A 24953-nucleotide genomic window follows, 5' to 3' on the forward strand; every position below is an offset into this window, starting at 1 on the left:
GCCGGAAGGGTGAGCGTCCTCTCAATGCGCCCGGGAGGCCGGAAACACCGGCGTCCCGCGCGAAGAACGACAGAAGGAAACGGCATGTTCAGGTTTCTGCTTGTCCGCATCGCCTCTGCCATTCCGGTACTGCTTGTGCTCAGCGTGGCGACCTTTGCCATCATCCAGGCGCCGCCCGGCGACTACAGCGACTACATCCGCTCGCAGCTCATCAATCAGGGCGGAGCCTCCTTCGAGGAAGCCGACGCGCAGGCAAAGGCCTATAGCAAGGAGCACGGCCTCGATAAGCCGCTGCCGATCCAATACGTCAACTGGATGACCGGGATTATCACGCGCGGCGATTTCGGCCACAGCCTCTATTACAACAAGCCGGTTGCCGACGTCGTCGGCGAGCGCCTGCCACGAACCCTGGCGTTGGCGCTGGTGTGCCACCTTCTGGCATCGGTCATCGGCATATCCTTCGGCGTCCTTGCCGCGACGCGGCAATATTCCTGGGTCGATAGCCTGCTTTCGACCGTGTCGTTTCTCGGCATGACGGTGCCGCGCTTCCTGATGGCGCTGATCATCGTCTATGTCCTCGTCTTCCATTTCAATGTCAGCGAGATCAACAGCTTCCATTCCGCCCGCTACGGCGGCGCGCCCTGGTCGTGGGACAAGTTCGTCGATCTGGTGAAGCATGTCTGGCCGGTCGTCGCGATCGCCACCTTCGGCGGCCTCGCCTACAATATGCGCGTCATGCGCGGCAATCTGCTCGACACGCTGAACGCGCAATATGTCGAGACGGCGCGCGCCAAGGGGCTCAGCGAAGGCGCGGTGGTCATGCGGCACGCCGTCCCCAACGCGCTGCATCCGCTGATCATGTACCAGGGTGTCGTGCTTCCCTACATGCTGACCGGCGAGATCGAAACGGCGATCATCTTCGCGCTGCCGACCGTCGGCCCGGCGATCGTCGGCTCCATGTGGGTAGGCGACGTCTATGTGACCGCGACCTTCATGCTCGTCCTGTCGGCAACCCTGATCGTCGGCAACATCATCGCCGACCTGCTGCTTGCCGCCCTCGATCCGAGGGTTCGCATGGGAGGGGGGGCTTACGCATGACCATGGAAGCGCAAAGCACCATTCCGGTTGCCACGCAGCCGAAGGAGCAACCGAAGGAAAAGCACCACAATGAAAGCTATTCGGCTCTCGTCTGGCGGCGTCTCAAACGGTCTTGGACCGGCCTTCTCGGCCTGATCCTCGTCAGCTTGCTGGTCCTGATGGCGCTCTTCGCCGATTTCCTGTCGCCCGTCGACCCGAAGGCGACCGGGGTCGGCTTCGTACCACCGCAGGCGGTCAGCTTTTACGACAAGGACGGCAATTTCGTCTTCCCGCCGCGCAGCTATCCGGTGCGCGAAACGGAGGAACTCGACCCGATCACCTTCCAGCCGGTGGTCGGCCCGGATTACGACAATCCGCAGATCCTCGGCTTCTTCGTCAAGGGTGCGCCCTACCGGCTGCTGGGCCTGATCCCAGCGGAGCGGCACCTTTTCGGCGCTGTTGATGGAACGGCAGTCCATTTCCTCGGCACCGACAAGTTCGGCCGCGACGTGCTCTCCCGCATCCTCCATGGCTCGCGCATCTCGCTGATGATCGCGCTCATCGTCGTCTTCATCGTCACCGTGGTCGGCACGACCGTCGGTATGGTGTCCGGCTATTTCGGCGGCCGCTTCGATGCTTGGGTGCAGCGCTTCGTCGAGCTCGTGCTCGCCTTTCCGCAACTGCCGCTCTATCTGGCGCTCGCCTCGCTGATCCCGGTGACGGCGCCGACCAGCGTGTTCCTCGCCTTCGTCATCATCGTGATGTCGGCGCTCGGCTGGGCGCAGATGTCGCGCGAGGTCCGTGGCAAGACGCTGGCGCTGGCCCGGATCGACTATGTCCGTGCAGCGATCGCGATCGGCGCGACGGACCGGCGCATCATTTTCCAGCACATCTTCCCGAATGTGATGAGCCACGTCATCGTTGCGGTGACGCTGTCGATCCCGCAGGTCGTGCTGCTCGAATCCTTCCTCGGCTTCCTCGGATTCGCGGTGAAACCGCCGCTCATTTCTTGGGGGCTGATGTTGCAGGATACGGCGAATTACTCGGCGATCGGGTCCTATCCCTGGATTCTCTCGCCCGTCGCCTTCGTGCTCGTCACCGTCTTCGCCTTCAACGCGCTTGGTGACGGCCTGCGCGACGCAATCGACCCCTATTGAGGAGCACGCCGATGGAGACGACAGAAACTATTGCCCCGGCTCCTGAAGAAAGGCGCGACCGCCATACCAAGGATACGCGGCCGGTCATCGACGCACGCAAGGTGGCGGTCACCTTCAAGGTCGAGCATGGAACCGTCGAAGCGGTAAAGGACGTTTCCTTCCAGCTCTACCGCGGTGAGACGGTCGCGATCGTCGGCGAGTCCGGCTCCGGCAAGTCGGTGACGGCGCGGACTGTCATGGGGCTTTTGTCCAAGCGTGCGACGATCGCTCCGCAGGCGCGCATCGAATATGACGGCCGCGACGTCTTGAAGTTTTCGAAGAAGCAGCGCCGGGCGCTGCGCGGCGATCGGATCTCGATGATCTTCCAGGAGCCGATGAGTTCGCTCAATCCCGTCTATACGATCGGCAGCCAGATCGTCGAGGCAATCCGCGCCCATCGGCGGATGAGCCGTCGCGCGGCGAACGAACGGGCGCTGGAACTCCTGCGCCACGTGCAGATACCGGATCCGGAGGCGCGGCTCAACCAGTATCCGCATCAGCTTTCCGGCGGCCAGCGGCAGCGGGTGATGATCGCCATGGCGCTCGCCAACGACCCGGACGTACTGATCGCCGACGAACCGACGACGGCGCTCGACGTCACCGTGCAGGCGCAGATTTTGAATCTGATCCGCAAGCTGCAAAAGGAACTCGGCATGGCCGTGATCCTGATCACCCACGACCTGACGGTCGTCCGGCAGTTCTCGGACTATGTCTACGTGATGCAATACGGCGAGGTGAAGGAACACAACACGACGGCTGCACTCTTCGCCAACCCGCTTCACGCCTATACGCGCCGGCTGCTGGCCTCCGAACCCTCGGGCGCGGCCAATTCGCTGCCGGACAATGCGCCGATCATGCTCGACGGCCGGGACGTCAGGGTTTCCTTCATGCTGAAGAAGGGCGGCTTCTTCAAACCGGAGCTGAAGGAACTCGTCGCCGTCGACAGCTTGAACCTTCACCTGCGGCGGCACGAAACGCTCGGCCTCGTCGGCGAGTCCGGCTCCGGCAAGACCACTTTCGGCCAGGCGCTGATCCGGCTCATCAACACCGACGGCGGCGAGATCTACTTCGACGGTCAGCCGATCCACGGCAAGGACCGCAAGGCGATGCGGCCGCTTCGCTCGCGGATCCAGGTCGTCTTCCAGGACCCGTTCGCCTCGCTCAACCCGCGCATGTCGGTGGGCCAGATCATTGAGGAAGGCCTGGTCGTCAACGGCATCGGCGAGAACCGCCAGGACCGGTTGGCGCGCGTCGAGGACGCGCTCGTCAGCGCCGGCATGCCGGCCAACATCCTGTCGCGCTTTCCGCACGAGTTTTCCGGCGGCCAGCGCCAGCGCATAGCAATCGCCCGCGCCATTGCGCTCGAGCCGGAGTTCATCCTGCTCGACGAGCCGACCTCGGCGCTCGACCTTTCGGTGCAGGCGCAGATCATCGAGCTCTTGCGCAAGCTCCAGGACGAGCGGGGCCTGAGCTACCTCTTCATCTCCCATGATCTTAAGGTCGTGCGCGCGCTCTGCCACCGCGTGGTGGTGATGCAGCACGGCAAGATCGTCGAAGAGGGGCCGGTGAGCGAAATCCTTTCCAATCCCAAGACCGCCTACACCGAACGGCTCGTCAGGGCCGCCTTCGATGTAGCCGCATGACCTTCAAAACAGAGGTATCCATGACCAGGCAACCCAAGATCACCTTCATCGGCGCCGGCTCCACCGTCTTCATGAAGAACATCATCGGCGACGTCTTGCAGCGCCCGGCGCTTTCTGCCGCCACCATCGCGCTGATGGACGTGAACCCCGAACGTCTCGCCGAAAGCGAGATCGTCGCCGGCAAGCTCGTGCGCACGCTCGGCGTCAAGGCAAAGATCGAAACGCACTCGAATCAGCTGAAGGCGCTGGAAGGGGCGGATTTCGTCGTCGTCGCCTTCCAGATCGGCGGTTACGAGCCCTGCACGGTCACCGACTTCGAAGTGCCGAAGAAATACGGTCTGCGCCAGACGATCGCCGACACGCTCGGCGTCGGCGGCATCATGCGGGGCTTACGCACCGTGCCGCATCTCTGGAAGATCTGCGAGGATATGCTGGAGGCCTGCCCCGAAGCGATCCTGCTGCAATACGTCAACCCGATGGCGATCAACACCTGGGCGATCGCGGAGAAATACCCGACGATCCGGCAGGTGGGCCTCTGCCATTCGGTTCAGGGCACGGCCTTCGAGCTTGCCCGCGACCTCGACATCCCTGTCGAGGAAATCCGCTACCGTGCGGCCGGCATCAACCACATGGCCTTTTATCTGAAGTTCGAGCACCGTCAGAACAACGGAAGCTATCGCGACCTCTATCCGGATCTGATCCGTGGCTACCGCGAAGGCCGTTTCCCGAAGCCCAGCCATTGGAACCCGCGCTGCCCGAACAAGGTGCGCTATGAGATGCTGACGCGGCTCGGTTACTTCGTCACCGAAAGTTCCGAGCATTTCGCCGAGTACACGCCCTATTTCATCAAGGACGGGCGTCCGGATCTCATCGAGAAGTTCGGCATTCCGCTCGACGAATATCCGAAGCGCTGCATCGAGCAGATCGAGCGATGGAAGGGGCAGGCGGCCGCCTATAAGGAAGCCGAGACGATCGAGGTGGCGGAAAGCCATGAATACGCCTCCTCGATCATGAACTCGGTCTGGACGGGCGAGCCTTCGGTCATCTACGGCAACGTCAGGAACAGCGGCTGCATCACCTCGCTGCCGGAGAACTGCGCTGCGGAAGTGCCGTGCCTGGTCGATGCGTCGGGCATCCAGCCGACTTATATCGGTGCGCTGCCGCCGCAGCTCACCGCGCTGATCCGCACCAACATCAACGTCCAGGAACTGACGGTTCAGGCGCTTATCACCGAGAACCGCGAGCATCTCTATCACGCCGCGATGATGGATCCGCATACGGCCGCCGAACTCGACCTCGACCAGATCTGGTCGCTCGTCGACGACCTGCTCGCCGCCCATCGCGATTGGATCCCCGAATGGGCGCGTGTTTCGAAAAAGGTTCAGGCCGCCTGATTTTTTCTCCCGGTCAGGCGGCAAGAAAGCCCCGGAACGGCAGTTCCGGGGCTTTTCCGTGAGCGGCCTCTTAAAAATTGCGCGCCGGTGCGCCACATTACCTGAACGTATATCCTGCATGTTTGCTCAAATCGGTGTCGATTAAGGCTAAGGACGTGCAGTGATTCAAAGTGCCACAGCGGCCTGCGTGCGTCCGAAAGGACGCAAGGGCGCTGTCGGCGATGACGGAGTGTCGCAATGCAGTCGCTATTGAATCCGAGCCTTGCCGAGGCACGCCACGAAGACCAAACCCGGCCGATGCGGAGCCGGAAAATCCTCGACTGGTTGATCAACGAGACGCGCGGCGAGCGTTTCATCGACAACATCTTCGTTGAAATGTGCGAACGGCTGGTGGCGGCCGGCGTGCCGGTCGCGCGGGCGACGCTTCATTTCCGAATTCACCATCCGCAATGGATCGGCGCGCGCATTCTCTGGCGCAAAGGGCTGTCGGAGGCGGAACTCCAGACCTATGAATACGGCATCGAGGACACCGAGCAATATCTGAACAGCCCGCTGCACGAGTTCAACAACGGAGCAGCAGAGGTTCGGCGGCACCTCGATGACCCCGCGGCGGACGGTCCGCAATACCCCCTTTATGACGAGCTCAGCGCCAGCGGTCTCACAGACTATTTCATCTGGCCGCTCGAGCACACGCTCGGCAAGCGGCATGCGGTGACCTTCGCAAGCGACAGGCCGGGCGGTTTCAGCGAGGACGACATGGCGGTCTTCGCCGATCTCCTGCCAGCGCTGGCGCTCGTCAGCGAGATCAGGCTGAAGAACCGCTTCGCCCGGACGCTGCTGGAGACCTATGTCGGGCCGCATGCGAGCGAACAGATCCTGGCCGGTGCAACGACGCGCGGCAGCGGAGTGACGGTCGGTGCCGCGATCCTGATCTGCGATCTTCGCGACTTCACGAAGCTGTCCGACCTGTGGCCGCGGGACGACGTGATCGAGCTGTTGAACGGCTATTTCGACGCGATGTGCGAGCCGATCGAGCGGCACGGCGGCGAGATACTCAAGTTCATGGGCGATGGCCTTCTGGCGATTTTCCCGCTCAGCGACCCCATGGCCTGCAACAATCTTCTCAGCGCAATCGGCGAAGCACAGGCGGCGTTTGCCAGGCTGAACGAGGAGAACCTGAAAAAGGGCCATGAACCGCTCGGCTACGGCATCGGCGTCCATGTGGGCGACGTGATGTATGGCAACATCGGCTCGCGCAAGCGCCTCGACTTCACGGTGATCGGGCCGGCGGTGAACATCGCTTCCCGTCTCGAAAGCCTGACAAAGGTGATCAAGCGGCCGGTTCTGCTCTCCAGGGCGTTCGTCGAAATGGCGAAATGCCAGGGCGAGTTGGAAAATCTCGGCTCCCATTCGGTAAGGGGGCTCGACGAGCCGATCGATGTCTTTGCGTTTTCCGGCAATTCCGCGTCGGCGGATTTGACCGCAGGCTCCTAATAGGGGGCCGATTAAACGAGAATTATCTCGGTAGATCCATGGCTACAGGGGACTGTCAGCGCGCCAGAATGGCGCGTGGCGGCGTGGTCGACGGTTGGGAATACCCAATAGGCAAGCAAAGGCATGGTGACCAGAACAGGGCCCGCCGGGAACTTATGCGTTCCTTATGTCTTTTGGCATGAGTTCCGTGTCGATTTCCCATGCGACTTCGGGTCAGCGTGACATGGAACGGGACACCGTTTTCGCGCAGCGTTGCCTTCAGAATTCCATAGTTGTTGCGTCAAGCGGGCCCGACCTGGAGACGAGTATCGGCGGCGTGACCGCCGAGCAGTGAGTAAGAGACGATGAAGATCAAGAATGGCTTCAGGATCACCTGGAAGACCAGCCGAAATCTGCCAATCGAGTATTTCATCCTGGCGAATGTGCAGTTCGAAGGAAGAGTCATCGGCCATCTCGCCGGCCGCCCGATCCGCGAGACCGTCGTCGACAATGACGGGCTTCGTTATCGGTTCGTGGGTGTCGCGCCGCGCGACGAGAGAGGCCGGTTCGATGTCCAGTCGCTCCAGGCGGGGGAATGGATCGTCCAGCCTGGACTGGTTTACGCTCAGAATCCGCAGCTGACTTCCAGCGAAGGCGCAGATCGCGCGGCGTGACCTCCTTACAGCGCCGCGCGTCCAATCGGACGCGCAAAGGTCGCTGTAGCGCTTTGAATTGCTGCAGGATTTTGTCCTTAAATCAATCCCGATCTAAGGGATCATGCAGTAGTCGGGTTCAGCGCCAGCGCGCGGTCTTTTCGATCCATTCCCGCGTCCGGCCTTCCGGGTCGGCATTCAGCGTTATGTCGGTGACGACGGCAGCGCTGTTTGCGCCGTGGGCGAAGACGCCTTCGAGCCGGTCAGTGTTCAACCCGCCGATCGCGACCAGCGGAAGCGGCCGCACGCGCTCGCGCCAGGCGGAAATGCGGGCAAGCCCCTGCGGCTCCCATTTCATCTTCTTGAGGATCGTTGGGAAGATCGGTCCGAGCGCCACGTAGTCGGGCTTGGCGGCGAGCGCGGTCTCGAGCTCCGTCTCGTCATGGGTGCTGAGGCCGAGCTTCAGCCCGGCGGCGCGGATCGCCGCGACATCGGCCGCGGCAAGATCCTCCTGACCGAGATGAACGAAATCGCAGCCTTCCTCGATCGCGACTTGCCAATAGTCGTTGACGATCATCTGGCAGTCGTGATCGGCGCAGACTGTTCCGGCGCGGCGGATCTCGCTCCTGATCTCCGAGTCGGGGCGGTCCTTGATCCGAAGCTGCACCAGCTTCACACCGAGCGGCACGAGGCGCTCGATCCAGTCGGCGCTGTCGACGATGAGGTAGAACGGGTCGAGCTTCACGAGAAGACTGCCTTTCCGATGACGGGGGTCGAGGGGACGGCCATGTCACGCGGTTCGAGCATGCCCGCTTCGAAGGCGGCACGCCCTGCCTCGATCGCCTTGGCAAAGGCTGCGGCCATCAGCGCCGGATTGCCGGCGCCGGCAACGGCGGTGTTGAGAAGCACCGCGTCGTATCCGAGCTCCATCACGGTCGTCGCATGCGACGGCCGGCCGATGCCGGCGTCGACGATGAGTGGCACATCGGGAAAATGCGCGCGCATGCTTCGAAGCGCCGCGATGTTCTGCGGCCCCATGGCGCTGCCGATCGGTGCGCACCAGGGCATCAGCACCTTGCAGCCCGCCTCGACCAGCCGTTCGGCGACGACCAGATCGTCGGTCGTATAGGGGAAGACCTCGAAACCTTCGCCGGCAAGGATGCGCGCCGCCTCGACAAGCCCGAAGACGTCCGGCTGAAGCGTATCGTGATGGCCGATGACCTCGAGCTTGATCCAGCTCGTGCCGAAGACCTCGCGCGCCATCTTCGCCGTCAGCACCGCCTCCGACACCGAGTAGCAGCCGGCGGTGTTCGGCAGAACGCGCGCGCCGAGTTCGCGGATGAGTTCGAAGAAAGCGCCGCCCTGTCGGCCGCCGGCCGTCTCACGGCGGAGCGATACGGTGACGACCTCGGTGCCCGCCTGTCGGACAGCATCGGCGAGGATGGCGGGGGAGGGGTAGCGCGCCGTGCCGAGCAGCATGCGCGAGCCAAGTTCCTGTCCGTACAGTGTCAGCATCTTCAGCCTCCCTTCATCGGCGAGAGAATTTCGATCCGGTCGCGATCATTGAGCCGATGGTTTGCCCTATCGGTCCGGTGAACGAGTTCGCCGTTGACGGCGGTTGCGAGCCAGTCCCCTTCGAAGTCGAGCTGCGCCAGCAGCTCGGAAAGTGTGGCGGCGAAGACGTCCTGTTCTTCGCCATTGACGATCAGTCTCATCGAGAAATCTCCCTTCGGTCTTGTTCGCCCAGGACCAATCCAGCCGCTTCGATTGCCAGTGCCGGCGAGAGGAGGAAGCCGTGGCGGTAAAGGCCGTTGACGATGATGGTATTTCCCGCGCGGATGACGCGCGGCAGGTTGTCGGGGAAGGCGGGGCGCACGCCGGTTCCGGTCTCGACGACACGCGCCTCGCCGAAGGCCGGATGAAGAGCGTAGGCAGCGTTCAGGAGCTCCATGAGCGAGCGGGCGGTGATCGGGCCGGCATCGTCGCGCTCGATCATCGTTGCGCCGCACATGAAGAGCCCGTCGCCTCGCGGCACGATGTAGAGCGGAATGCGCGGATGCAGCAGGCGCACCGGCCGCGACAGTTCCAGTTCATCGCTCTCGAGATACAGCATTTCGCCGCGAACGCCGCGCAGTCCGTCGAGGCTGCCGATCTTCGACGTGCCGGTGCAATCGACGACGAGGTCGAAGTGGCCGTCGTCTTCGTCGCGAACGAAAGCGACGCCTTGTCCCGCCAGATTTTCGCCGAGAAGCGAAAGCGCCCGGCGCGGATCGAGATGCGCTTCCTCGGGAAAGAACAGCGCCTGCCGGAACCGTCCAGCGAGCGCCGGCTCCAGCGCCGCGACGCCGTCGGTTTCGAGCCATTCGAAGCCGGAGGTCTTGGAAGCAAAGCGCTTCAACTCGCCGACGTCGCGCGGCAGGGCGGCCACCAGCGTTCCATTGCGGCGGACTTCGCCGGGAAGCGCGCGGTCCCACCAGTCGACGGCGCCGCGGCCGCGCGTGAGCACGGCTTCGTCGGCGCTTTCCCGCTCGCACCAGGGGGCGAGCATGCCGCCGGCGTACCAGGATGCGGCTGCCGCGAAGCCCGGCTCTGGCTCCGCGACCGTGACGTCGGCCCCGCGCGCGACGAGTTCGCGCGCGACGGTGAGGCCGGCAACGCCGGCTCCTTTGACGAGCACCCGCATGGTCATTCGGCCGGTGTCCGCCGGGCCAGCCGCTCTGCCTCGTCAACCGGTATATAGAGGTCGCCGCCCTCGCGATATTTCTCGGCCATGGCCGCGAGCCCCTCCTTCTGCGCCTCGGCGCGGATATCGTGGGAGATCCGCATCGAACAGAATTTCGGGCCGCACATGGAGCAGAAATGCGCGACCTTGTGCGCTTCCTTCGGCAGGGTCTCGTCGTGGAAGCTACGGGCGGTCTCGGGGTCCAGCGAGAGATTGAACTGGTCTTCCCAGCGGAATTCGAAACGCGCGCGGGAAAGTGCATCGTCGCGAACGCGGGCGGCCGGATGCCCTTTGGCGAGGTCAGCTGCGTGGGCCGCGATCTTGTAGGTGATGACACCGGTCTTGACGTCGTCGCGGTCGGGCAGCCCCAGATGCTCCTTCGGCGTCACGTAGCAGAGCATGGCGGTGCCGAACCAGCCGATCATCGCCGCGCCGATGCCCGACGTGATGTGGTCGTAACCGGGCGCGATGTCGGTCGTCAGCGGCCCGAGCGTGTAGAAGGGCGCCTCGCCGCAGACGGAAAGCTGTTTGTCCATGTTCTCCTTGATCTTGTGCATCGGCACGTGGCCGGGCCCTTCGATCATCACCTGGCAATCCTTCGCCCAGGCGATCTTCGTGAGCCCCCCGAGCGTTTCGAGCTCCGCGAACTGCGCGGCATCGTTGGCATCCGCGATCGAGCCGGGACGCAGGCCATCGCCGAGCGAGAAGGAGACGTCATAGGCGCGGCAGATGTCGCAGATCTCCTCGAAATGCTCGTAGAGGAAGCTCTCGCGGTGGTGATGCAGGCACCACTTGGCCATGATCGAGCCGCCGCGCGAGACGATGCCGGTGACGCGGTCGACCGTCAGCGGGATGTAGGGCAGCCGCACGCCGGCATGGATGGTGAAATAGTCGACTCCCTGCTCGGCCTGCTCGATCAGCGTGTCGCGATAGACCTCCCAGGTGAGATCCTCGGCGATGCCGTTCACCTTCTCGAGCGCCTGATAGAGCGGAACCGTGCCGATCGGCACCGGCGAATTGCGGATGATCCATTCGCGAATGTTGTGGATGTTGCGGCCGGTCGAAAGGTCCATCACCGTGTCGGCGCCCCAGCGGGTCGCCCAGACCATCTTCTCGACTTCCTCGGCCATCGACGAGGTGACGGCGGAATTGCCGATGTTGGCGTTGATCTTTACCAGGAAATTGCGGCCGATGATCATCGGCTCGGATTCCGGATGGTTGATGTTGGCCGGAATGATGGCCCTGCCGGCGGCGACTTCCTGGCGAACGAATTCCGGCGTGACGAAATCGGGAACCGATGCACCGAAGCTTTCACCGTCGCGCTGAAGCGCCTCCCTCGCCGCCTTGCGGCCGAGATTTTCGCGGATGGCGATGAATTCCATTTCCGGCGTGATGATGCCCGCGCGGGCATAGGCAAGCTGGGTAACGGCCTGTCCGCTCTTGGCGCGCAGCGGCTCATGGCGAACGGGAAATTCGGGCGTCAGTTTCTCGCCGGTCGCAAAGCCGTTGTCTTCCGCCTTGACGCTGCGGCCCTGATAGACGTCGACGTCGCCGCGTCCAAGGATCCAGTCGCGGCGAAGCGGCGGCAGGCCCGCCTCGATGCGAATGTTCGCGCCCTCCACCGTATAGGGGCCGGAGGAATCATAGACGGTGACCGGCGGCTCGCCCGAGGTCGGATGCAGCGCGATCTCGCGCATCGGCACGCGGATATCTGGATGGATCTCGCCGGGCTTGTAGACTTTCTGCGAGGCCGGAAGAGGGCCCTGCGTGACCGAGGGCGCTGCGAGAGGCTTGAAAACATTCATCTTGAGGCTCCAAAGTTTTCGCGTTGGAGACCCAGTTCTGAAGCCGGAAGGATGAAAAGACGCTACGCCGATGGATCACGGAGAATCGGAATCCTGGCCTTCGCACGTCCGCACCGTCCCTACGCCAGTATGAACTGGATCAGGTTCAACGGGTCACTGCGCGCTTTAGCAGTATCTCAGCCCCTTGCCGGGACCCCCCTGGTGAATGGATGCAAATAGTCACCGATATCGCCGCTGCGTCAACCCTGTTTTTTCGACGTTTGGCCGGGTGAAGCCCGCGCGGCCCACTGCCGCCCTTGGGAAGCGGGAGGCCTGACCCTATGTAGGAAGGATGAAATCGAAAGGTGTTCGCTCATGTCAGACAAGCCGTTCAAAATTCCCGGGCCCGATCATCCGATCACCATTGACCACAACCCAGCGCGCGTCGTCGTCAAGCTCGACGGCCGCGTCGTTGCCGATACGCGCGATGCACTGACGCTCCGCGAGGCGTCCTATCCGCCGGTGCAGTATATTCCCCGCAAGGACGTCGACATGTCGCTGCTTGCACGCACCGAGCATTCGACGCATTGCCCTTACAAGGGCGACGCGTCCTATTACAGCATTACCCCAGGAGGCGAGCGCTCGAAAAACGCCATCTGGACCTATGAAAACCCGCATGCGGCGGTGCGTGAAATCAAGGACCACATGGCCTTCTATCCGGATCGGGTGGATTCGATCGAGGAATTGCCGGCGTCTTAGGCTGCCTGCTCAACCGTCCCGACGAGACAGCGCGTACCGTCACACGCCGAGCTTTTGCCGCTCCGCCATGCGCCACGCCCGCGGCGTGGTCCCGATGTGGCGCACGAAGAAACGTGAGAAATACGCCGCGTCTGAAAAGCCGAGGCGGAAGCTGATCTCCTGGACGCTCGCACGCGTGAAGACGAGCTCGCGCCGCGCGGCGTTCAACAGCCTTTCAGCAATGACCTCGTGTACGCTCTGCCCGGTCATCGCCCGGACCACGCGGTTCAAATGGGTTTGCGACAGACCGAGCTCTCGCGCGTAAAACGCGGCCGGCCGGTGCGCAAGAACGTGCTGTCGAAGCAGCGCGTCGAAGCGCTCCATCCGGCGCTCGTTCTCGCTTTCCGCGGCAGCTGCGTCAATGCGCGGCGCTTCTGCGAGACGCGCCGTCAGCGTCAGTACCGTCGAGAGATAGGCGTCGAGCAGGCCCGTGCGGTGGCTGCGCCGCGCTTGCCATTCCTCTGCCAGGCGCTGCAAGGTCTCGGCGATGTAGCGACCGTCTTCGCTTTCGCCGAGCGGCGTCAGGCAAGCCATTGACAGCCATTTGCCCAGCCTGCTGCGGCCGCCCGGGGCAGCCGGCAGGTGTGATGCAAGGACTGTGAAAACAAAACCGTCGATGTCGCGGGAAAAGCGGAAGCCATGGCTGACGGTGGGCGGAATGGTGATTACGGCCGGGGGAGAGATCGCTTGCGACGTCTCGCCGAACAGGGCGTCACCCGAACCCCCGGCGATGTACAGGATCTGAAAGAAGCTCTGATGGCGGTGGAGGCCGATCTCCCAGTGGTGCAGGCGGCTGCGCGAGGGGATCGTCTCGCAATGCAGCCAGAAATCCGGACGTTCTCCGGACTCCTCGCCGTAAAGCTCATATGTCGGCACCGCCCGCTTCATTGTTCTCACCCGGCGTCAATGTTCAATAAGTGCAATTTCTTGGCTGAAATGTCCATTGAGACAGACGCGGGCGGCGCGCAAACTTCCTGACAAAAGACAAGTTCGGTGCGGGCGCGACGTGCTCGAGGGGAGGAGGTCCATGCGAACCCAGGTCGTCATTATCGGCTCGGGACCGTCCGGTCTCCTGCTCGGGCAATTGCTGACCCTTGCGGGGATCGACAATGTCATCCTCGATCGTGCCAGCAAGGACCACATCCTCGGGCGGGTGCGGGCCGGCGTGCTGGAGGAGGGGACGGTGCGGCTGATGGATGAGGCGCGGTCCGGCACCCGCATGCATGCCGAAGGGCTGCCGCATGACGGGTTCTCGCTCGCCTTCGACGGTCGCGATCATCGCATCGATCTTTTCGGCTTGACCAATGGCAAGCGCGTGCTGATCTACGGCCAGACGGAACTTACCCGCGATCTCATGGATCGTCGGGAAGCAACCGGCGCATCGACGGTCTACGAGGCGGCGAATGTAACGCCGTATGATCTCGACGGAGACGCGCCCTACGTCACCTACGAGAAGGGCGGGAGCACCCGCCGCATCGCGTGCGATTTCATCGCTGGTTGCGATGGGTCGCACGGGGTCAGTCGCAGGTCGGTACCGGAAAAGTCCATCCGCACCTTCGAAAAAGTATATCCCTTCGGCTGGCTCGGCATTCTCGCTGATGTGCCGCCGGTCAGTCCCGAACTGGTCTACGCCAACCACCCGCGCGGTTTCGCGCTCTGTTCGATGCGATCAATGACCCGCAGCCGCTACTACATCCAGTGCTCGCTCGACGAAAAGCTCGAGGAATGGAACGACCAACGCTTCTGGGACGAACTGCGCCGCCGCCTGCCGGCCCACCATGCCGACCGGGTGGTGACCGGGCCGTCCTTCGAAAAATCGATCGCACCGCTTCGATCCTTCGTCGCCGAACCGATGCGGTTTCACCGGCTGTTTCTCGTCGGCGATGCTGCCCATATCGTGCCACCGACCGGGGCCAAGGGGCTGAACCTCGCCGCAAGCGACGTGCATTATCTCTACGAGGGGCTGATCGAGCATTACGAGGATCGCTCCAATGCCGGCCTCGACGCCTATTCGGCGCGAGCGCTTTCGCGCGTCTGGAAAGCGGTGCGTTTCTCCTGGTGGATGACGACGATGATGCACCGTTTCCCGGATACCAGCGACTTCGACCAGAAGATCCAGGAGGCCGAACTCGACTATCTCACCCATTCTCGAGCGGCCGCCACAGCGCTCGCGGAAAACTATGTGGGTCTGCCGTTTTGATCACGACTTCGACATGGTGCTGGAGCCTGCGCGCCTACGCCCGACCTTTAGCAGGAGAACCTACACGCAAGCTTCGTCACGGTAACATAACCCATCAGTTATGGAACACGCGCTGACATTTCATTATTTATCGCTGTTGGACATGACAGACTGATGTAGTTTGACGCTGATATCTAGGCGATGCCGGACGGGAGTGAGCCGGGTATCGCGGGGAGGAAAAATGAAACGGACGATTCTCGCCGCGCTGGCGGCACTGGCAATGAGCGGGGCAGCCGAGGCCGACACGATCAAGGTCGGCGTGATCGGGCCTTTTTCAGGCCCGTTTGCACTGCAGGGCAAGAATTTCAAGGCGGGCATCGACGCCTATATGGCTTTGAACGGCAGCAAGGTCGGCGACGACGACGTCGAGGTCATTTACCGGGATGTGCCGCAGGCGGATCCAGCCCAGTCCAAGGCGTTGGCGCAGGAGCTCGTCGTCAAGGAGGGTGTTCAGTATCTCGCCGGCTTCTATTTCACCCCCGACGCGATGGCGGTGACGCCGCTGCTCGAGCAGGGGAATGTGCCGCTGGTGATCATGAATGCCGCGACCTCGGCGATCGTCACCAAAAGCCCGCTGGCCGTGCGCACTTCGTTCACGCTCTGGCAGACCTCCACGCCGATCGCCAAGGTCGCGAAGGATGCCGGCGTCTCGAAGGTCATTTCGGTCGTCAGTGATTACGGCCCTGGCGTCGATGCCGAGAACGCCTTCAAGAAAGCGTACGAAGCGGTGGGCGGCGAGATCGTCGAGGCTGTCCGCATGCCGCTCGCCACCAATGATTTCTCGCCGATCATGCAGCGCATCAAGGATTCGGGCGCGGAGGGTGTCTTCGCCTTCCTGCCGTCCGGCCCGACGACGCTCGGTTTCGTCAAGGCCTATAACGAAAACAGGCTCAAGGACGCAGGCATCAAGCTCTTTGCGCCGGGCGACCTGACGCAGGAGTCCGACCTTCCGGCGCTGGGTGAAGCCGCGCTCGGCCTTCAGACGACGTTCCACTATGCCGTCTCGCACGACTCGCCCGAAAACAAGGCCTTTGTCGAGGCGGCCGGCAAGGCCATCGGCAATCCCGCCGAACTTTCCTTCCCTGCAGTCGGCGCCTATGACGGCATGCATGTCATCTACAAGATGATCGAGGCGACCGGCGGCGAGCAGGACGCGCAAAAGGCAGTCGACGCGGTCAAGGGGCTTTCCTGGACGAGCCCACGCGGGCCTGTTTCGATCGACCCGGAATCGCGCCACATCATCCAGAACATCTATCTGCGTGAGGTCGCCAAAGCCGATGACGGATCCTATTACAACAAGGAGATCCAGACTTTCGAGAAGCAGGGCGATCCCGGCCTTGCGGCGCTGAAATAGCAACGGCCAGCGACTCGGATGCGGTGGCGGATCGGCCCCGCGTCATCGGGAAACAGGATGGACACATGCAAACCGTCTTCAGCATAGCGGTCGACGCGCTCGCTTACGGCATGGTGCTGTTCGTGATCTCGATCGGTCTTTCCGTCACCATGGGGCTTATGCGGGTGGTCAATCTCGCTCATGGCGCCTTCGCCATGATCGGCGGCTACATAGCCTCCTACGCGGCACGCGACATGGGGCTCGGCTATGGGATCGCCCTGATGATTGCGGTCTTCGGCACGATCCTCATAGCCATCCCAATCGAGCGGCTGCTTTATCGCCGCATCTACGGGGCGCCGGAGCTGACGCAGGTCTTGATGACGATCGGTATCACCTTCTGCATCATCGGCATCGCCAACTATGTCTTCGGTCCGACGCTGAAGACGATCCCCCTGCCGCCGGAGCTCCAGGGCTCCGTCGATCTCGGCTTCCGTTCGATCGCCACCCACCGCATTTTCGCGATCCTTTGCGGTCTCGCTGTCGCCGCCGCTCTTTGGTACCTGATCGAGAAGACCGCTTTCGGCGTGAAACTGAGGGCGGCCGTCGACGACGCGGCCATGGCGGCAGCTCTCGGGGTGCGCACCGAAGTCGTCTATGCGGTGAGCTTTGCCGTTGCCGTGGGGCTCGCTGCGCTGGGTGGCGTGGTGGGCGCCGAACTGCTTCCGGTCGAACCCTACTACGCCCTGCGGTACATGGTGACCTTCCTGGTCGTCGTTTCTGTCGGTGGGGCGGGCTCGATACCGGGCGCCCTTGTTGCCTGCCTGTTGCTCGGCGGTATCGATACCGCCGGCCGCTACCTGGTGCCAGAATTCGGAGAGTTCTTCTTCTATCTCGCCGTCATCGCAATCGTCTGCGTCTTCCCGCGCGGCCTTGCCGGGAGGACGAGATAGTGACCATGGCGACGATGAACGAGACACTGGCGGCAGCACGTGGCAATCGGCGAAAACTCGGCCGCGACCTTGCCGGCCTTTCCGCGATTCTCGCACTGGCCGTCGTCGGCTATCTTTTGTTTCCAAACAACCTGGCGCTGCTCACGCGCATGACGGCGATCGCGCTGCTGGTGCTGTCTCTCGATCTCGTGACCGGCTATTGCGGGGTGGCGACACTTGGTCATGCGGCTCTGTTCGGGACAGGCGCCTATGCGGCCGGAATCGCCGCCGTCCGCTTCGGCATCACGGATCCGCTGCTCATGCTCGTCTGCGGCATTTTCGGCGGTGTTGTTGCGGGGCTTCTCTGTGGCGTGGTCATCCTCAGAGCCCACGGCCTTCCGCAGCTCGTTCTGTCGATCGCACTCATCCATCTGTTTCACGAGTTCGCCAACAAGGCCTCATCCTGGACGGGCGGCAGCGACGGGCTCGCTGGCATTGCGCCCGAGCCACTGCTCGGGCTCTTCGCGTTCGACCTTTGGGGCCGCACGGCTTACGTCTTCGGCATCGTCCTTCTTGCGGTCGTGTTCACGATTCTGCGCGTTGTCGTGCGCTCGCCCTTCGGCATGCTCTGCCGCGGCATCAAGGAGGATCCGATCCGCATTCGTGCGATGGGCGCTTCGCCCAAGGTTGCCTTGGTCAAGATGTACATGATTTCCGGTGCGGTGGCCGGGGCCGGCGGTGCGCTCAACGCCATCTCGACGCAGGTGGTCGGTCTCGACAGCCTCTCCTTCACTCTCTCAGCCGAAAGCCTGGTCATGCTCGTGCTCGGCGGCACCGGCTCGCTGTTCGGCGCGCTTACCGGCACGATCGTTTTCATGTTCTTCGAGGATATCGTTTCGGCCGCCAATCCCTTCCATTGGCTGACGATGGTCGGTGCCCTGCTGATCGCCGTCGTGCTGTTTGCGCCCAAAGGCCTCTACGGCACGATCGCCGCCGTTGCGACCCGGTGGCGGGAGGCGCGGCGATGAGTGCCATCTTCGAGGTTCGGAATCTGAAGCGATCCTTCGGCGGCCTCGCCGTCACCAACGATGTCAGCCTCGCCATGGCGCCGGGCGACCGCGTGGCACTGATCGGCCCGAACGGCGCCGGAAAGACGACCTTCGTCAACCTCGTCACCGGGAACCTGACGCCCGATTCCGGCGAGGTCCGGATCGGCGGCGAAGATATCACCCGAGTCAAAGCCATCGGACGCGTTCGGCGTGGCCTCGTGCGGTCGTTCCAAGTGACGCGTCTCTTCCAGGACATGACTCCGGCGGAACATGTAGCGCTTGCGGTCCTGCAGCGCGACGGCCGGGCAGGGCGCTTCTTCGGGAACTACCTCGCAATGCCCGAGGTCATGGCGGAGGTTGGCGATCTCATCGGCAAGCTCGGGCTGCGCGACCAGATGCACCGGCGTGTCCGCGAGATCGCCTATGGCCAGCAGCGGCTTCTGGAGATCGCCGTGGCACTGGCGCTGAAGCCGCGGGTGCTGCTCCTTGACGAACCGGCCGCCGGCGTGCCGCAAAGCGACACGGGCCGTATCGAGCAGGCGCTGGCCGATCTTCCGCCCGACCTTGCCGTGCTGATGATCGAGCATGACATGGACCTTGTGTTTCGCTTCGCCAGGCGGGTGATCGTGTTGGCCGCCGGCACGATCATTTTCGACGGTTCGCCGTCGGATGTGACCAAAGATCCGCGGGTACGCGAAGCCTATCTCGGGAGTTATGCCAATGCCGGCCACGCCGCTTGAGGTCGAGAACCTGTCCGCGGGCTACGGGCCGACGCGGGTGCTTGAAGGCATTTCTTTTTCGGTGCCGGCCGGCGCGCGTCTCGCCGTGCTCGGACGCAACGGCATGGGGAAGACGACGCTGCTTGCGACGCTCGCTGGCCAGACGCGCCGCTACGAAGGGCGCATCCGCATCGGCGAGACCGATGTCACCGCGCTGCCGAGCGCGTCGCGGGCCTTGAGTGGTCTCGGCTTCGTGCCGCAGGCGCGCTGCATCTTTCCGACCCTGACTGTCGAGGAAAACCTCTTCGTTGGGCTCAAGGGCCGGCCGAAGAGTGCGCTCCAGGAAGCCTATGACATGTTTCCGCGCCTCCATGAGCGGCGCAGGAATCTGGGCTCGCAACTTTCCGGCGGAGAGCAACAGATGCTGTCGACCGCCCGCTCGATCCTCGGACGGCCGTCCGTGCTGCTGCTGGACGAGCCGCTCGAAGGCCTGGCACCGGTCATCTGCGAAGAGCTCATGAAGGTCTTTGCCGAGCTTGCCAGAACCGGCGACATGACGATAGTGCTCGTCGAACAGCGGATACAGAGCGCGCTGGATTTTGCCGACCACGTCATCGTGTTGGAGCGGGGACGGCTCGCCTGGACCGGAACGCCGGAGAAGCTTTCGCAGGATCATACGGCGGTCGAACGGCTGCTGGGTGTTGGTAGCCTGCATTAGCAACGGAACCTTTGGGTGGCGGCGCCAGATACGCGGCAGCGTTTGCCCGACTCTCGTTGTTGACTATAGTTCTTCCCACCCCCATTCTTTTCCCATTGGTATTCAATGTCCTTTGACGAACGAAAAAAGAGCCGCGTTACGCTTCTCGATGTTGCGCGACATGCAAACGTCTCCCGCGCGACAGCATCCCTTGTTCTTCGCAAGAGCCCGCTGGTTGGCAGCGAGACGCGCTCGCGCGTCGAGCAGGCGATGCGAGACCTCGGCTATGTCTACAATATCGGCGCGGCCCGCCTGCGCGTCGAACGCAGCCAGATCATCGGCGCCATTGTCCCAAACCTCACCAACCCTTTCTTTGCAGAACTCCTGTCGGGCATCGAGGAGGTGATCGGTGAGACCGGCAAGGTGGTCCTCCTTGCCAATAGCGGGGACAAGGTCGAGCGGCAGGCTACGCTTCTGCAGCGCATGCGCGAACACGGTGTGGATGGGGTCATTCTCTGCCCCGCCGCAGGCACGGCGCCGGCCCTGTCTGAAGAGATCGCGGATTGGGGCATGCCGGTCGTACAGGTGTTGCGCCATATCTCCTTCGACATCGACTATGTCGGAGCCGATTATGCCGCCGGGATGCGCCAGGCGGTGGACTATCTCGCTTCGCTCGGCCACGAGAAGATCGCCTTTGCCGCCCATGGCCCGGTCCAATCGGCCTATCAGGAGCGCGTCGATGGATTCCGTGACGCCATGCTTTCTAAGGGGCTTGATCCCGGGATCCTGATCCACTTTCCGACGCCGCTCGGAGAAATCGCCAGCGCGACGCATCTTCTGTTCGAACAGGCGACGCGGCCAACTGCGGCGATCTGCTTCAATCATCTTGTGGCCCTCGGGCTCTCCGCAGGGCTTCACGACTGCGGACTGACGATCGGTCGCGACCTCTCGCTGATCGGCTTCGACGATGTGGCGGATGAAGAAGCCATCCGGCCCAAACTCACGTCGGTCTCGACCGGGCCGGTGACGATCGGCGAAATGGCGGCGCGGCTTCTCCTCGAACGCATCGCTAAGCCCGACCTACCGCCGCGCCGCGTGGTGAACGACACCACCTTGCACATTCGGCAGTCCTGCGGCCGACCCCTGTGAAATTTGACGGTCATTTTGCGGTTGACGCTTGCTGGGAAACATTTTAGATCGATCTAAGTAAGGAGGACGCGAGGAGGCGCGGCGTCCGGTCTCGACGTTTTGGGAGGAGGTCCCTGCATGTACGAGTTCAATTTTACGCCGGTGTTGGCGTCCTTGGACCAGTTGCTGGTCGGCGCCTGGCTGACCGTTCGCCTGTCCTGCGCCGCCATGCTGATCGGCCTTGTCGTCTCCATCACCTGCGCCTGGGGAAAGACGTCCGGGCCTGCGATGCTGCGTGCCGTGATCGATGGCTACATCGAGATCATCCGCAACACGCCCTTCCTCGTGCAGATCTTCTTCATCTACTTCGCCATGCCTTCGTTTGGTCCCAAGCTCTCGCCGAACAGTGCCGCGCTGCTGGCACTCGTTGTCAATTTCGGCGCCTACGGGACGGAAATCATCCGTGCCGGCATCGAGTCGATCCATAAGGGCCAGGTGGAGGCGGGGTGGGCACTTGGCCTGTCGAGGGTGCAGATCTTTCGCTACATCGTCATGAAGCCGGCGCTCCGCACCGTCTATCCCGCGCTCACCAGCCAGTTCATCTACCTGATGCTGAATACCAGCGTCGTGTCGGTGATCTCTGCGGATGACCTGGCTGCCGCCGGAAACGACCTCCAGTCCGCGACCTTTGCGAGCTTCGAGGTCTATATCACCGTCACCCTGATCTATCTCGCTTTGTCGGTCGGCTTCTCCGCGCTGTTCTACGCGGTCGAGAAAATGGCCTTCAAATATCCGCTCAGCCGCTAGGAGCACGTCCATGATCAGAGTCTTCGGCTGGAACGAATTCCTTGTCATTGTGGTGGCGGCGCAGTGGACGATCGCGCTTTCGGCAATCGCCTTTGCCGGTGGCAGCATCGGCGGACTGTTGATTGCTTTGATGCGCGTGTCCCAAGTGCGGGCTTTCCGCCTGTTCGCCACCGGTTTCATCCGCGTCTTCCAGGGAACGCCACTGCTGATGCAGCTTTTCCTGGTGTTCTTTGGCATGAACATCTTCGGCTTTGCGATCAACCCGTGGGTTGCAGCAACCATTGCGCTTGCGCTCCACGCCAGCGCCTTTCTCGGCGAGATCTGGCGCGGCTGCATCGAGGCCGTGCCGAAGGGGCAGCGCGAGGCCGCCACCGCGCTTGGCCTGCGCTATTATCATTCCATGCGCCACGTGATCCTGCCCCAGGCGACCCGCATCGCGGTCGCGCCGACGGTCGGCTTCCTGGTCCAACTGATAAAGGGCACGTCGCTTGCGTCGATCATCGGTTTCACCGAACTGACCCGACAAGGGCAGATTATCAACAATGCGACGTTCAGCCCATTCCTCGTCTTCGGCACGGTGGCCGCCATCTATTTCCTGCTGTGCTGGCCGCTGTCGCTGGTCGCACGTCGAATGGAAACCCGTTTCTCCCGCGCAACGGCACGTTGACGGGCCCCGCCGGCGGGAGGGCCGGCATCTGAAAGGGAAGGAAGAATGAATATATCGAGACGCATGGCCATGTCAGTTCTTGGCGCCGCACTTCTTGCCGGCTTCGTGTCCCCCGCCGCAGCCCAGACGGTGGAGGCGATCAAATCGGCCGGGACCGTCAAGGTTGGAATGCTGGTCGATTTTCCGCCGTTCGGGATCATGGATGCGAGCAACAATCCGGACGGCTATGACGCGGACGTCGCGAAATTGCTTGCCAAGGAACTCGGCGTCGAGGTGGCGATCGTGCCTGTGACGGGGCCGAACCGCATCCCCTATCTGCAGAGCAACCAGGTCGACCTGCTCGTCGCTTCGCTGGGCATCACCGAAGAGCGCGCCAAGAACGTCGATTTCTCTCAGCCTTACGCCGGCATCTCGATCGGCGTGTTCGGTGCCCAGGATCTGGCTGTCGCAAAACCGGAAGATCTGGCCGGCAAGACGATCGGCGTGGCGCGCGCCAGCACGCAGGACACGGCGGTCACCAAGATCGCGCCGCCGGACGCCAACATCCAGCGTTTTGACGACGACGCCAGTGCGGTGCAGGCGTTGCTTTCCGGCCAGGTCGAGTTGATCGGCGTGTCCAACGTCGTCGCCCAGCAGATCGAGGCGGCCGCTCCCGGGCGGTTCAATCAGAAGCTCGTGCTGAACCAGCAGGTTCAGGGCATCGCCGTCCGCAAGGGATCGAGCGAGATGCTCACCTTCGTCAACAGCTTCCTCGACAAGGTCAAGGCGGACGGGCAGCTCAATGCCATCCACGAGAAATGGCTCGGTTCTCCGCTGCCGGAATTCGTGACCAAAGCGAAATAAGAAAACGGGAGCCCCTCGCGATGAACATGGTAAGCGAAATCGCCTCCGCCCCCGGGTCGCGCGGGGCTTCTGATCCGGCCGTGCGCATGGAGGACGTCAACAAGTGGTATGGGTCCTTTCATGCTCTCAAGAACATCAACCTGACCGTTGGCCGCGGCGAACGGATCGTCATTTGCGGGCCTTCGGGCTCCGGCAAGTCGACCATGATCCGCTGCATCAATCAGCTCGAGACCATTCATTCGGGCAGGATCATCGTCGATGGTCACGACCTGACCGCCGGTGGAAAGAATGTCGACCTGATCCGTCAGGAGACCGGCATGGTCTTCCAGCAGTTCAACCTGTTCCCCCACATGACGGTGCTCGAGAACTGCACGCTCGCTCCGATGAAGGTGCGCGGCATCACGAAAGCCGAAGCCGAGGAGATCGCCATGAAGTTTCTTCGGCGTGTGCGTATCCCCGAGCAGGCGGCGAAATACCCGGCGCAGCTTTCAGGCGGACAGCAGCAGCGCGTGGCGATCGCGCGTGCGCTGTGCATGAATCCGAAGATCATGCTTTTCGACGAGCCAACCTCGGCGCTCGATCCGGAAATGGTCAAGGAGGTGCTGGACACCATGGTCGATCTCGCGAATGAAGGCATGACCATGCTGTGCGTGACGCACGAGATGGGCTTCGCGCGAAGTGTGGCCGACCGTGTCGTATTCATGGACCGTGGCGAGATCCTCGAAGTCGCGACGCCCGATACTTTCTTCGACGCTCCGCAGCACGAACGGACGCGATTCTTCCTCGGCCAGATTTCCTGATGGCCGGCAATCGCTGCACACTTTTGGGCAACATCTCAGCAATTGGAGTTTAGACGTGAAACCAGATCTGTTGCTCGTAGAGCCAATGATGCCGCTCGTCATGGAGGAGCTTCACCGGGACTACACAGTTCACAGGCTCTACGAGGCGGCCGACCGGCCGGCGCTCGAGGCGGCACTCCCGTCGATCCGTGCGGTTGCGACCGGCGGCGGCACGGGCCTGTCCAATGACTGGATCGAGAAGCTTCCTTCGCTTGGGATTATCGCGATCAACGGGGTCGGCACGGACAAGGTGGATCTTGCCTTTGCGCGTAGCCGCAACATCGACGTGACGACGACGCCGGGCGTGCTCACGGACGACGTGGCGGATCTCGGTATCGCGCTCATGCTTGCGGTCCTGCGCCGGCTCGGCGAGGGTGACAGGCTGGTGCGCGAAGGCCGCTGGGCGGCGGGCGAACAATTGCCGCTCGGCCATAGCCCGAAGGGCAAGAGGATCGGCGTGCTCGGCCTCGGTCAGATCGGGCGTGCATTGGCGCTCCGCGGCGAGGCCTTCGGCATGTCGGTGCGATACTGGAACCGGTCCAGGCTGACCGACGTCAAGTGGGTTGCCCATGAAAGCCCAGCAGATCTCGCCCGCGACAGCGATGTGCTCGCCGTCTGCGTGGCGGCGAGTGCCGCAACCCACAACATCGTCGACGCCTCCGTGCTTGAAGCGCTCGGCCCGAAGGGCATCGTCATAAACGTCGCGCGCGGCAGCGTCGTCGACGAGGACGCCTTGATCGAGGCGCTGAGGTCCGGAGCGATCGCCGGCGCGGGGCTCGACGTCTTTGTCAACGAGCCCAAGATCCGCAGCGAATTCCATTCGACGCCGAATACCGTGCTCATGCCGCATCAGGGCAGTGCGACGGTCGAGACGCGGCTGGCCATGGGGAGACTTGTGCTCGCCAATCTCGCCGCCCATTTCGCCGGCCAAAAATCGCCGAACATCGCCAACTGAAGCGGGAG

The 24953-nt window shown here is 62.9% G+C and carries 25 protein-coding genes and 1 riboswitch; of the genes, 19 read left to right on the top strand and 6 right to left on the bottom strand.

Annotation, left to right across the window (positions count from 1 at the left end; all coding sequences use genetic code 11):
• Positions 1-84 precede the first annotated feature (84 nt).
• The 6 genes from PZN02_RS27515 to PZN02_RS27540 all read left to right on the top strand — a co-directional run bounded on the left by PZN02_RS27515 (position 85) and on the right by PZN02_RS27540 (position 7457).
• Positions 85-1098 carry an ABC transporter permease gene (locus tag PZN02_RS27515; RefSeq protein WP_280662109.1) on the top strand — a complete coding sequence of 338 codons (1014 nt, stop codon included), beginning with the start codon at positions 85-87 and terminating at the stop codon, positions 1096-1098.
• Positions 1095-2234: an ABC transporter permease gene (locus PZN02_RS27520; RefSeq protein WP_280662110.1), complete on the top strand. Its 1140-nt coding sequence runs from the start codon at positions 1095-1097 to the stop codon at positions 2232-2234. The genes PZN02_RS27515 and PZN02_RS27520 overlap by 4 nt, the downstream gene beginning before the upstream one ends.
• 11 nt (positions 2235-2245) lie before the next feature.
• Entirely contained in the window at positions 2246-3916 is a 1671-nt protein-coding gene (locus PZN02_RS27525; protein WP_280662111.1) for an ABC transporter ATP-binding protein, read from the top strand.
• Positions 3917-3936: 20 nt separating this feature from the next.
• On the top strand, positions 3937-5310 hold the full coding sequence (melA, locus tag PZN02_RS27530) for an alpha-glucosidase/alpha-galactosidase (protein WP_280662112.1): 1374 nt from the start codon (positions 3937-3939) through the stop codon (positions 5308-5310).
• 237 nt (positions 5311-5547) lie between these two features.
• Entirely contained in the window at positions 5548-6804 is a 1257-nt protein-coding gene (locus PZN02_RS27535) for an adenylate/guanylate cyclase domain-containing protein (protein ID WP_425336318.1), read from the top strand.
• Positions 6805-7148: 344 nt separating this feature from the next.
• Positions 7149-7457 (top strand): hypothetical protein, encoded by a 309-nt coding sequence (locus PZN02_RS27540; protein WP_280662113.1) that lies wholly within the window; start codon positions 7149-7151, stop codon positions 7455-7457.
• Positions 7458-7575: 118 nt separating this feature from the next.
• On the opposite strand, the gene PZN02_RS27545 is transcribed toward PZN02_RS27540, so the two are convergent.
• The 5 genes from PZN02_RS27545 to thiC are packed head-to-tail and all read right to left on the bottom strand — an operon-like array spanning position 7576 to position 11963.
• A complete protein-coding gene (locus tag PZN02_RS27545) occupies positions 7576-8181 on the bottom strand; it encodes a thiamine phosphate synthase (RefSeq protein WP_280662114.1) in 606 nt (201 codons plus the stop codon).
• On the bottom strand, positions 8178-8951 hold the full coding sequence (locus tag PZN02_RS27550) for a thiazole synthase (RefSeq protein ID WP_280662115.1): 774 nt from the start codon (positions 8949-8951) through the stop codon (positions 8178-8180). Before PZN02_RS27550 ends, PZN02_RS27545 begins: the two co-directional genes overlap by 4 nt.
• A 2-nt stretch (positions 8952-8953) precedes the next feature.
• On the bottom strand, positions 8954-9151 hold the full coding sequence (gene thiS, locus PZN02_RS27555) for a sulfur carrier protein ThiS (protein WP_280662116.1): 198 nt from the start codon (positions 9149-9151) through the stop codon (positions 8954-8956).
• Complete coding sequence (gene thiO, locus PZN02_RS27560) at positions 9148-10119, bottom strand: glycine oxidase ThiO (RefSeq protein WP_280663301.1); 972 nt, start codon at positions 10117-10119, stop codon at positions 9148-9150. The genes thiS and thiO overlap by 4 nt, the downstream gene beginning before the upstream one ends.
• A 2-nt stretch (positions 10120-10121) precedes the next feature.
• Positions 10122-11963, bottom strand: a complete 1842-nt coding sequence (gene thiC / locus PZN02_RS27565) for a phosphomethylpyrimidine synthase ThiC (RefSeq protein ID WP_280662117.1) — start codon at positions 11961-11963, stop codon at positions 10122-10124.
• Positions 11964-12061: 98 nt separating this feature from the next.
• Positions 12062-12173: riboswitch (TPP riboswitch) on the bottom strand.
• Positions 12174-12317: 144 nt separating this feature from the next.
• On the opposite strand from thiC, the gene PZN02_RS27570 reads away from it, so the two are divergent.
• Positions 12318-12701 carry a DUF427 domain-containing protein gene (locus PZN02_RS27570; RefSeq protein WP_280662118.1) on the top strand — a complete coding sequence of 128 codons (384 nt, stop codon included), beginning with the start codon at positions 12318-12320 and terminating at the stop codon, positions 12699-12701.
• Positions 12702-12740: 39 nt separating this feature from the next.
• On the opposite strand, the gene PZN02_RS27575 is transcribed toward PZN02_RS27570, so the two are convergent.
• Positions 12741-13628 carry a helix-turn-helix domain-containing protein gene (locus tag PZN02_RS27575; RefSeq protein WP_280662119.1) on the bottom strand — a complete coding sequence of 296 codons (888 nt, stop codon included), beginning with the start codon at positions 13626-13628 and terminating at the stop codon, positions 12741-12743.
• 139 nt (positions 13629-13767) lie between these two features.
• On the opposite strand from PZN02_RS27575, the gene pobA reads away from it, so the two are divergent.
• From pobA to PZN02_RS27635, 12 genes are all read left to right on the top strand, one after another.
• Positions 13768-14940, top strand: a complete 1173-nt coding sequence (pobA, locus tag PZN02_RS27580) for a 4-hydroxybenzoate 3-monooxygenase (protein WP_280662120.1) — start codon at positions 13768-13770, stop codon at positions 14938-14940.
• A gap of 220 nt (positions 14941-15160) precedes the next feature.
• Entirely contained in the window at positions 15161-16333 is a 1173-nt protein-coding gene (locus PZN02_RS27585; RefSeq protein WP_280662121.1) for an ABC transporter substrate-binding protein, read from the top strand.
• 65 nt (positions 16334-16398) lie between these two features.
• Entirely contained in the window at positions 16399-17262 is an 864-nt protein-coding gene (locus PZN02_RS27590) for a branched-chain amino acid ABC transporter permease (protein ID WP_280662122.1), read from the top strand.
• A 5-nt stretch (positions 17263-17267) separates the two neighbouring features.
• Positions 17268-18269 carry a branched-chain amino acid ABC transporter permease gene (locus tag PZN02_RS27595; protein WP_280662123.1) on the top strand — a complete coding sequence of 334 codons (1002 nt, stop codon included), beginning with the start codon at positions 17268-17270 and terminating at the stop codon, positions 18267-18269.
• Entirely contained in the window at positions 18266-19030 is a 765-nt protein-coding gene (locus tag PZN02_RS27600) for an ABC transporter ATP-binding protein (RefSeq protein ID WP_280662124.1), read from the top strand. The genes PZN02_RS27595 and PZN02_RS27600 overlap by 4 nt, the downstream gene beginning before the upstream one ends.
• Positions 19011-19727, top strand: coding sequence for an ABC transporter ATP-binding protein (locus tag PZN02_RS27605; RefSeq protein WP_280662125.1), 717 nt, complete (start codon positions 19011-19013; stop codon positions 19725-19727). The genes PZN02_RS27600 and PZN02_RS27605 overlap by 20 nt, the downstream gene beginning before the upstream one ends.
• Before the next feature lie 105 nt (positions 19728-19832).
• Positions 19833-20855, top strand: coding sequence for a LacI family DNA-binding transcriptional regulator (locus PZN02_RS27610; RefSeq protein WP_280662126.1), 1023 nt, complete (start codon positions 19833-19835; stop codon positions 20853-20855).
• Between the two features lie 117 nt (positions 20856-20972).
• Positions 20973-21641, top strand: a complete 669-nt coding sequence (locus PZN02_RS27615; protein WP_280662127.1) for an amino acid ABC transporter permease — start codon at positions 20973-20975, stop codon at positions 21639-21641.
• Positions 21642-21651: 10 nt separating this feature from the next.
• Positions 21652-22308, top strand: a complete 657-nt coding sequence (locus PZN02_RS27620) for an amino acid ABC transporter permease (protein ID WP_280662128.1) — start codon at positions 21652-21654, stop codon at positions 22306-22308.
• A gap of 45 nt (positions 22309-22353) precedes the next feature.
• The gene (locus PZN02_RS27625; RefSeq protein WP_280662129.1) at positions 22354-23151 is read left to right on the top strand and encodes a transporter substrate-binding domain-containing protein; all 798 of its coding nucleotides are present in this window, start codon (positions 22354-22356) and stop codon (positions 23149-23151) included.
• 20 nt (positions 23152-23171) lie between these two features.
• The gene (locus PZN02_RS27630) at positions 23172-23951 is read left to right on the top strand and encodes an amino acid ABC transporter ATP-binding protein (RefSeq protein WP_280662130.1); all 780 of its coding nucleotides are present in this window, start codon (positions 23172-23174) and stop codon (positions 23949-23951) included.
• A gap of 85 nt (positions 23952-24036) precedes the next feature.
• Positions 24037-24945 carry a 2-hydroxyacid dehydrogenase gene (locus tag PZN02_RS27635; RefSeq protein ID WP_425336368.1) on the top strand — a complete coding sequence of 303 codons (909 nt, stop codon included), beginning with the start codon at positions 24037-24039 and terminating at the stop codon, positions 24943-24945.
• Positions 24946-24953: the final 8 nt, after the last annotated feature.

Source organism: Sinorhizobium garamanticum (assembly GCF_029892065.1).
GTDB classification, from domain to species: Bacteria; Pseudomonadota; Alphaproteobacteria; order Rhizobiales; family Rhizobiaceae; genus Sinorhizobium; species Sinorhizobium garamanticum.